Genomic DNA, 6,783 nt, shown 5'->3' on the forward strand with positions numbered 1-6,783 from the left:
ACGGCGGCTCCAACCCGGACGGTGCAGACGGCGGCGCCGACGGCACGCAGTAATTGCGCGCACTCTCCCGGTGCGTCGCGTGCAGCGCGGACGAGTTCGCAGCCCGGGTCTGGGGTCAGCGGCCCCTGCTGACCCGGGCGGCCGAACTGCCACGCGACTTCACTGACCTGCTCTCGCCCGCGATGGTCGACGAGATCATCGCCGAACGCGGGGTGCGCACACCCTTCGTGCGAATGGCTCGCGAGGGCACGCTCGTCGACCGGGCGTGTTTCACCCGGTCGGCGGGTTTCGGCGCGCAGATCGCCGATCAGCTCGACCCCGACGGCGTGCTCACGCAGTTCGCCGCCGGGGCGACGATCGTGTTGCAGGGACTGCACCGGTTCTGGCCGCCGATCATCGACTTCGTCCGGGGCATGACCTCGGATGTCGGCCACCCGGTGCAGACCAACGCCTACATCACCCCGCCCGCGAATCGCGGGTTCGATCCGCACTACGACGTCCACGATGTCTTTGTGCTCCAGGTCTCCGGCACCAAGCGGTGGCGCGTGCACGAGCCCGTCCACCGTCATCCGCTCCCCGATCAGCCCTGGACCGACCACCGCGAGGCGATCGCCGAGCGTTCGAGGGACGAGCCGGTGATCGACGCCGTGCTCGAGCCGGGGGACTGCCTCTACCTGCCGCGCGGCTGGGTCCACTCCGCCGAGGCGCAGGGCGACACCTCCATCCACCTCACCGTGGGCGTGGCCCCTCTCACCGGGCACGACATGGCACGGGCCGTGATCGAGGCGCTGGCCTCGGAGGAGGAGTTGCGCGCGTCGCTGCCGTTCGGGCTCGCCCCGGCCGACGCCGCTCGAGCCGAGCCGCACGCCCGCGAGGTGCTCGATGTGCTGGCCCGGCTCATCGCCGAGAAGCAGGATCAGCTCAGCGATCTCACCGGTGACTCGCTGGCGAAGAAGTACCTCGACCTCACCCGACCTGCCGCAATCCGGCCGCTGGCCACCCTCGACGCGGTCGACTCGCTCCACGTCGACACCCCGCTGCGGTGGCGCGACGGGCTGAACGGCTCGATCGACGAGAGTGGGTCGGACACGGTCGTGCTGAGGCTACCGACCAAGTCGATCTCCTTCCCCGCGATCTGCGCCCCGGCCCTGCGTGCGGCGATGACCGGGGATCCCGTGACGGCCGGAGCTCTGCCCGGCCTCGACGAGGCGGACGGACTGGTGGTTCTCCGGCGGCTGCTGCGGGAGGCCGTGCTGGTGGCGTTGTGAGGGCGGTGACCGCGTGACCAGCCCAGCCGACTGGGAACCGTGCAGCGACGCCGCCCTGCGCCGCGGCGACCCCATGGAGGGCTCGGGCTCGCGCGGAATGCGGTGGCTCATGCTCGAGCTCTGCGGCCCCTGGGGGCATTCGGCGTTGCTCGAGTCCCCGAGTCTGCTGCCGCCCGAGCTGGGTCGGCAGATCGCCCAGCGTGTGCAGGCCGCCGACATCCGGGTTGCGGCGATCCGCCGACCCGGCAAGCGACCTGACCAGCGACGGTGGCGATGGGCTATGGCCGACGCCCGGCCCGGGCAGGAATCGCTGCAGTGGGGAGAGGCCTCCGGCCCCGACGGGTATATCGAGATCCCCCTCGACGGCTCCGCCGGCACGCCGAGCGACGAACCGCTGGTGGCTATCTGCGCGCATGGCAAGCACGACCAGTGTTGCGCTGTCCGCGGACGACGAGCCACGTCGCTGATCGCCGAGCGCTACCCAGAGGCGACGTGGGAGTGCTCCCACCTGGGCGGAGACCGCTTTGCGGCCACCATGCTCCTGCTCCCGCACGGGCTCTACTACGGCCACGTCGACCTGGCGGCCGACCCGGCCGACATCGTCACCCGCTACACCGAGGGCCGAGTCGAGCCGCGCTTCCTGCGCGGGAGGAGCAGCTACCCGGCGGCCGTGCAGGTCGCGCAGCATCACGCCCGCGCGGCGTTCGGGGACGACCGCATCGACGCCTTCGCGCCGTTGGATGTCGTCGAGTCGGACGGGCGGGTGGAGGTGACTCTTGAGGGTCCGCGCGGCTCGGTCGAAGTGCGGTTGCGAGAGACTTACTCCGAGCCGATCTTCACGATGTGTCAGGCGCGGTCGGCCGGGCCGGTGAAGGAGCGGGAGTTGGTGGAGATCTTCGGGGGCGAGTAGCGGGCGAGCGGGGTGCCCCATGAGTCAATAGGCCGCCTGTGAAGTTCCCGATTCTCGAATCACAACGAGCACAGTGCATCGCCGAGACCGACCCGTCTATAGTGCGATGGATTGTTGGGTTCAACGTGTGGAGTGCGTGACTTGCCTCGAACACCTGCCTCCTCAAACGCCGATGTTGCGGACTGCAGAGCACGCCTGAACTGCGGAGATGACATAACCCAACATTATCGGCGGACGCAGTCTCAGTAGTACTCGCGGACGTAGGAGTACGCCTTGTCGAAGACGTCAGCATCGCGGATCTTGAACTTGATGTAGAGCGTCCGCCGAAGCGCCTTCTGGACCTCCCGCTCTCCTTCGTGCGTGCCCTGCCAACCGGTGAACCTCGTAGCGCGCACGACTTCGTCGATCTCGTGGACGACGTTTTCGACGATGATCGGAGTCTCTTCGGTCTTGACCGCCTCGAATAGCTCGGTGAGAGCGGCTTTGCCCAGTTCCTCGGGAGGTAGTTCCTCGATCTCGTTCTCCGCCGCCACGGTGTCCTTGGCCAGCTCGAGGAGCTCACGCAGGAAGTCGAGATTCGCCTGCTGGAGGTCGGAGTACTTCTCACGCAAGGCGTTGAGCCGCTTGCCGAGCGCGACGAACTTCGGGTTGCCCCGATGCTTTGCGATTCGGGCGGTGATGGCCTTCGCGATCTCCTCGGCGTCGATGTCGCTTCTGTGTCCGCTGAGGTAGTCCTCGATGGTGTCGGCGTTGAGGACAATCGTCTCGGTCTTTGCCGGGATCTCGACCTGGATGTTGGAGTTGATGATCTCGAGAGTCTTTGGCCCGAGCGCGATCCACCGCAGCCGGCCAGTGTTGTCTGGCGGTTTCACCGACCGATAGACATCGGTGAGCCACACGAAGTCCGCACGGTAGGGGTTCACCACCGGACGAGGGCTCAGGGCCTCGAATAGTTGCGACACGACGCTGTAGGCGCCCGCGAACTCGTCTTTTGTCTCATCGTCGGCGATGGCCTGCTGCGCCGCGATGAGGCCCTCATATCCGTGGATAGTGCGGTCCACACCGGGGAAGAACCTAAGGGCGTCACGCATGGCCGGTTCGAGCTGGCCTTCGAGCTCGTCGAGATTGGTGATGACCCGCCGGACACTCTTCTCATCGAAGTCTAGTGACTTCATCGTGTCGTCGAAGACACCGAGATAGTCGACGATGAGACCGTGTGTCTTCCGCGGCGGATACACGCGGTTCGTGCGACAGATGGCCTGGAGCAGCGTGTGCTCCTTAAGTGTCTTGTCCAAGTACTGGCAGTACAGGATCGGCGCGTCGAACCCGGTGAGCAGCTTAGCGGTGACGATCAGAATCTTAAGTGGGTCGGACGGATCGTTGAACCGGTCGACGATCACCTTCTGCTCGTCCGGAGTCGGCTCCCACTTGGCCCACTCGAGCTTGCTGTCCCGGCTCTTGGACATCACGATCGTCGAGATATCAGGGTCGAGAATCTTGTCGAGCGCGGTCTTGTAGGCCACGCACGCTTCCTTGTCATAGGCCACGACCTGGGCCTTAAACCCCTCCGGCTCCACCTTAGTAGTGAAATGCTCCGCGATGTCCTCGGCGATCATCTGGATGCGGTTCGGGGCCTTGATGAGCCGCTCGATGCTCGCGGCCCGCTTGGACAGGTCTGCACGCTCCTTCTCCGACAGATCCTCTGAGTCGGCCAGCTCGTCGAACGCGACGTCGATGGCCTCCTGGTCGATCTTCATCGACGAGGGACGGACCTCGAAATGCAGCGGCAGGGTCGCACCGTCCCGGATCGAATCCTGGAACGAGTACTTCGAGAGGTAGCCGCCCTCATCGCCCGGGTAGCCGAACAGTGCGAAAGTGTTGCGGTCCCTCTTGTTGATCGGCGTACCGGTCAAGCCAAACCGGAAGGCGTTGGGCAGCGCCGTCCGCAGCCGGGCACCGAGCTGACCCTCCTGTGTTCGGTGTGCCTCGTCGACCAGGGCAATGATGTTGTGCCGGTCGTCCCACACATCTGGCGGGACGGCGTCGAGTTTGACCTCCTGGAACTTCTGGATCGTCGTGACGATGATCTTGCGTGCGCCGGCCCGCAGCAGCTCCTGGAGCTCCGCACGGGAGTCGGTGGACACCAGCCCGGCCACATCGGAGGCGTTAAACGTGCCGGTGATCTGGGCGTCGAGGTCGGTGCGGTCGACGATGATCAAGATCGTCGGGTTCTTGGCCTCCGGCATCGCCTTGAGCTTGAGCGAGGCGAACAGCATGAGCAGCGACTTGCCCGACCCCTGGAAGTGCCAGATCAGGCCGGTCTTGACGGTGCCCTCCCGGACCCGCTCCACGATCGCGGTCGCGCCCTGGAACTGCTGGAACCGGGCGATGATCTTGATCTTGCGGTGCTTATTGTCGGTGGCGAACGTGGTGAAGAACCGCAGGAAGTCCAGCACCGAGGCCGGCGTGAGCAGACCGCGCACCCCTTCCTGGACCGCCGCGATCCCAGTCTGCTGTTGACCAGTGGAGGTCTCGTCGCGCCAGGGGCCCCACTTCTCGATTGGCATTCCGACTGAGCCATACCGCAGTTCGTTGCCCTCGGTGGCGAACACCAGCACGTTGGGCACGAAGAACGGTGCGACGGTTTGCTCGTAGTCCTCGTGAATCTGTGCTGCGCCGTCGAGCCAGGACTCTGACGGGCGCGTCGGGTTCTTCGCCTCACCCACGATGAGTGGGAAGCCGTTGCACCACAGCACGACATCGAACCGTTTGCTCACCTGCTTGCGGGCGAAGGTCACTTCGGTGGACACGATCCACTCGTTCGCCGAGGGGTCGTCGAAGTCGAAGAACTTGATCGAGACGTGCTCGTCGTCCTTGCCCAGTGGCAGTGACCTGTCCCCACGCAGCCACTCCATGAACTCTTCGTTCTGGGTAATCGGGTGGGGGTTCTGCCGGGCCTCTCTGAGGATGACCTCGAGCTGGTACAGAACCTGTTCGGCCTTATCTGGGTCGGCGGCGATGTCCGGGTTCAACCGGGCCAATGCGGCCCGCACAGATTCGGCAAGAAGCACGTCCTTGGTCTCCCGGTCCAGGTCGGCGCCGGGGATGAACGTCGCGCTGAGCTGGGCGACCACGTCCCGGATTAGATCGCGGACGGTACTGGCCTCGCTGAAAACCGGCATCACAAAGCTCCAAACACTGAAGATAGTAGGGATGTTCTAGCCTCTGCCAGGGTTGTAGCCTCTCCCTCAAGGGAGGTTAAAGAATTCTTGAACCTGCTGACTTCTTTCAGGAATTCGTCCTGTGTATCGATACTTGGAACTCGAAGGGTGTGGGATCGGATGTCTTTCCCGTTCACCTTCCATGTTCCATTAGTCGATTTTGCTTTCTTTACCAGGCTGTTATGTGCCGGTGTGCTGTTCCATTGCGTCACTGCGAAGTCTGGGATAATTTTATCCCTGTCAAACCGCAGCCTGATAAGAAGGTCAGGGAAAATGCACCCACTGGGTAGGTTGCCAGCGGCGATACCGCTTTGGGCAACCAAGCCCCTATTTCCATTTCCCCTTACGACGAATACGTCACCATCCTTTATCGTGTACTTTGCCGCCTTTTTGGGATCGACGTCGACGTACTTGACGGCGTTCTTTGGACTTAGAATTCCGCTGCGAACGGCACTGATCGATAGGGTTGGGAGTCCTATCTTCTGGTCGTTTGCTCGTGCCGAAAGTCCATTGGTCGGACCTGAAACGAGTAGATTCTCGACTGGTATCTCATTCCAGCCTGAGGAGGCTATCTCCCGATTTACCCAAGTCGAGAGATTCTCTTGTAGAAGATCTGCTAATTCGGCAGCACTTCGTGTGCATTGCTCCAATGCCCAAAGGAGGTCGGAGATGCGCTTCTGCTCGTCCAGGGGCGGCAGGTCGAACTCAAACTTGGCCAAGTCTCGCCAGTTCGTCCGAGGTGAAAGCGACCCAGCCGATGTGCCGACGGCCCTCTCGAAGAAGGGGTCCGACTGCACGATGAAGGGAAGAAGTTCGGGGAGGAGCTTCCCGGCGATCGCCTCGAAGGTGAGGATGTCGCCGGAGCAGATCGCGTCGAACTCGGCATAGGCGACTTTTCGCTGGTAGGCACGACGCTTGCCGAAGAGGGTCTGCCCTGCGGAGACACGTCGGGTGAACGTGGTTCCCGAGTCCAGGGGTCCCCACCGGGTGATCGCCAATTCGCCCGGATCGAGGTGCTCCATCGCGATGACGCGGTCGATGCCATCAGTTTCAGGGTCCGCAGACTTCACATTGGCGTTCGTAACAACGTCGCCGAACTTCACCCGCTGCCAGGTGGACTTGTCCAAGCTGAGCATCATGACTCCACCTCATTAGCCCGGGTGATTCACGGGGATCTGCGGATTGCCGGGCGAAAATAGACCGAAGTGCTTCCTGAACAGGGGAAACTGGGACTTGTCTAAGGTTCCATGTTCTCCAGCAGAAAGCACTCGGTAGGTGAAGCGTACGTCGTGGTCGGCTGGTCTGTCCGTTACTGCCGATGGTGTCGGGGTGATCTCTCACGCCGGCGCCATCGCTCCACGCCTTCTGGCTGATCAGGTCGGTC

The 6,783-nt window shown here is 63.5% G+C and carries 4 protein-coding genes; 2 read left to right on the forward strand and 2 right to left on the reverse strand.

Annotated elements, in window-relative coordinates; translation table 11 throughout:
- The first annotated feature begins 53 nt into the window (after positions 1–53).
- Positions 54–1,268 carry a cupin domain-containing protein gene (locus tag G6026_RS14545; RefSeq protein ID WP_182613598.1) on the forward strand — a complete coding sequence of 405 codons (1,215 nt, stop codon included), beginning with the start codon at positions 54–56 and terminating at the stop codon, positions 1,266–1,268.
- Positions 1,269–1,365: 97 nt separating this feature from the next.
- Positions 1,366–2,178, forward strand: coding sequence for a sucrase ferredoxin (locus tag G6026_RS14550; RefSeq protein ID WP_182613604.1), 813 nt, complete (start codon positions 1,366–1,368; stop codon positions 2,176–2,178).
- A gap of 242 nt (positions 2,179–2,420) precedes the next feature.
- Here the strand turns inward: G6026_RS14550 and G6026_RS14555 are convergent, their stop codons facing one another.
- Together G6026_RS14555 and G6026_RS14560 are read right to left on the reverse strand one after the other, a co-directional pair.
- On the reverse strand, positions 2,421–5,360 hold the full coding sequence (locus tag G6026_RS14555) for a type I restriction endonuclease subunit R (RefSeq protein ID WP_182613599.1): 2,940 nt from the start codon (positions 5,358–5,360) through the stop codon (positions 2,421–2,423).
- Complete coding sequence (locus G6026_RS14560; RefSeq protein WP_182613600.1) at positions 5,360–6,538, reverse strand: restriction endonuclease subunit S; 1,179 nt, start codon at positions 6,536–6,538, stop codon at positions 5,360–5,362. Before G6026_RS14560 ends, G6026_RS14555 begins: the two co-directional genes overlap by 1 nt.
- Positions 6,539–6,783: the final 245 nt, after the last annotated feature.

This window comes from Dietzia sp. DQ11-38-2, assembly GCF_014145055.1.
Lineage (GTDB): Bacteria > Actinomycetota > Actinomycetes > Mycobacteriales > Mycobacteriaceae > Dietzia.

What these genes read in the sequence shown, in the direction of transcription:
- G6026_RS14555 (WP_182613599.1), bottom strand. Translation starts at nt 5,360, where the DNA reads ATGCCGGTTTTCAGCGAGGCCAGTACCGTCCGCGATCTAATCCGGGAC.
- G6026_RS14550 (WP_182613604.1), top strand. Translation starts at nt 1,366, where the DNA reads ATGCGGTGGCTCATGCTCGAGCTCTGCGGCCCCTGGGGGCATTCGGCG.
- G6026_RS14560 (WP_182613600.1), bottom strand. Translation starts at nt 6,538, where the DNA reads ATGATGCTCAGCTTGGACAAGTCCACCTGGCAGCGGGTGAAGTTCGGC.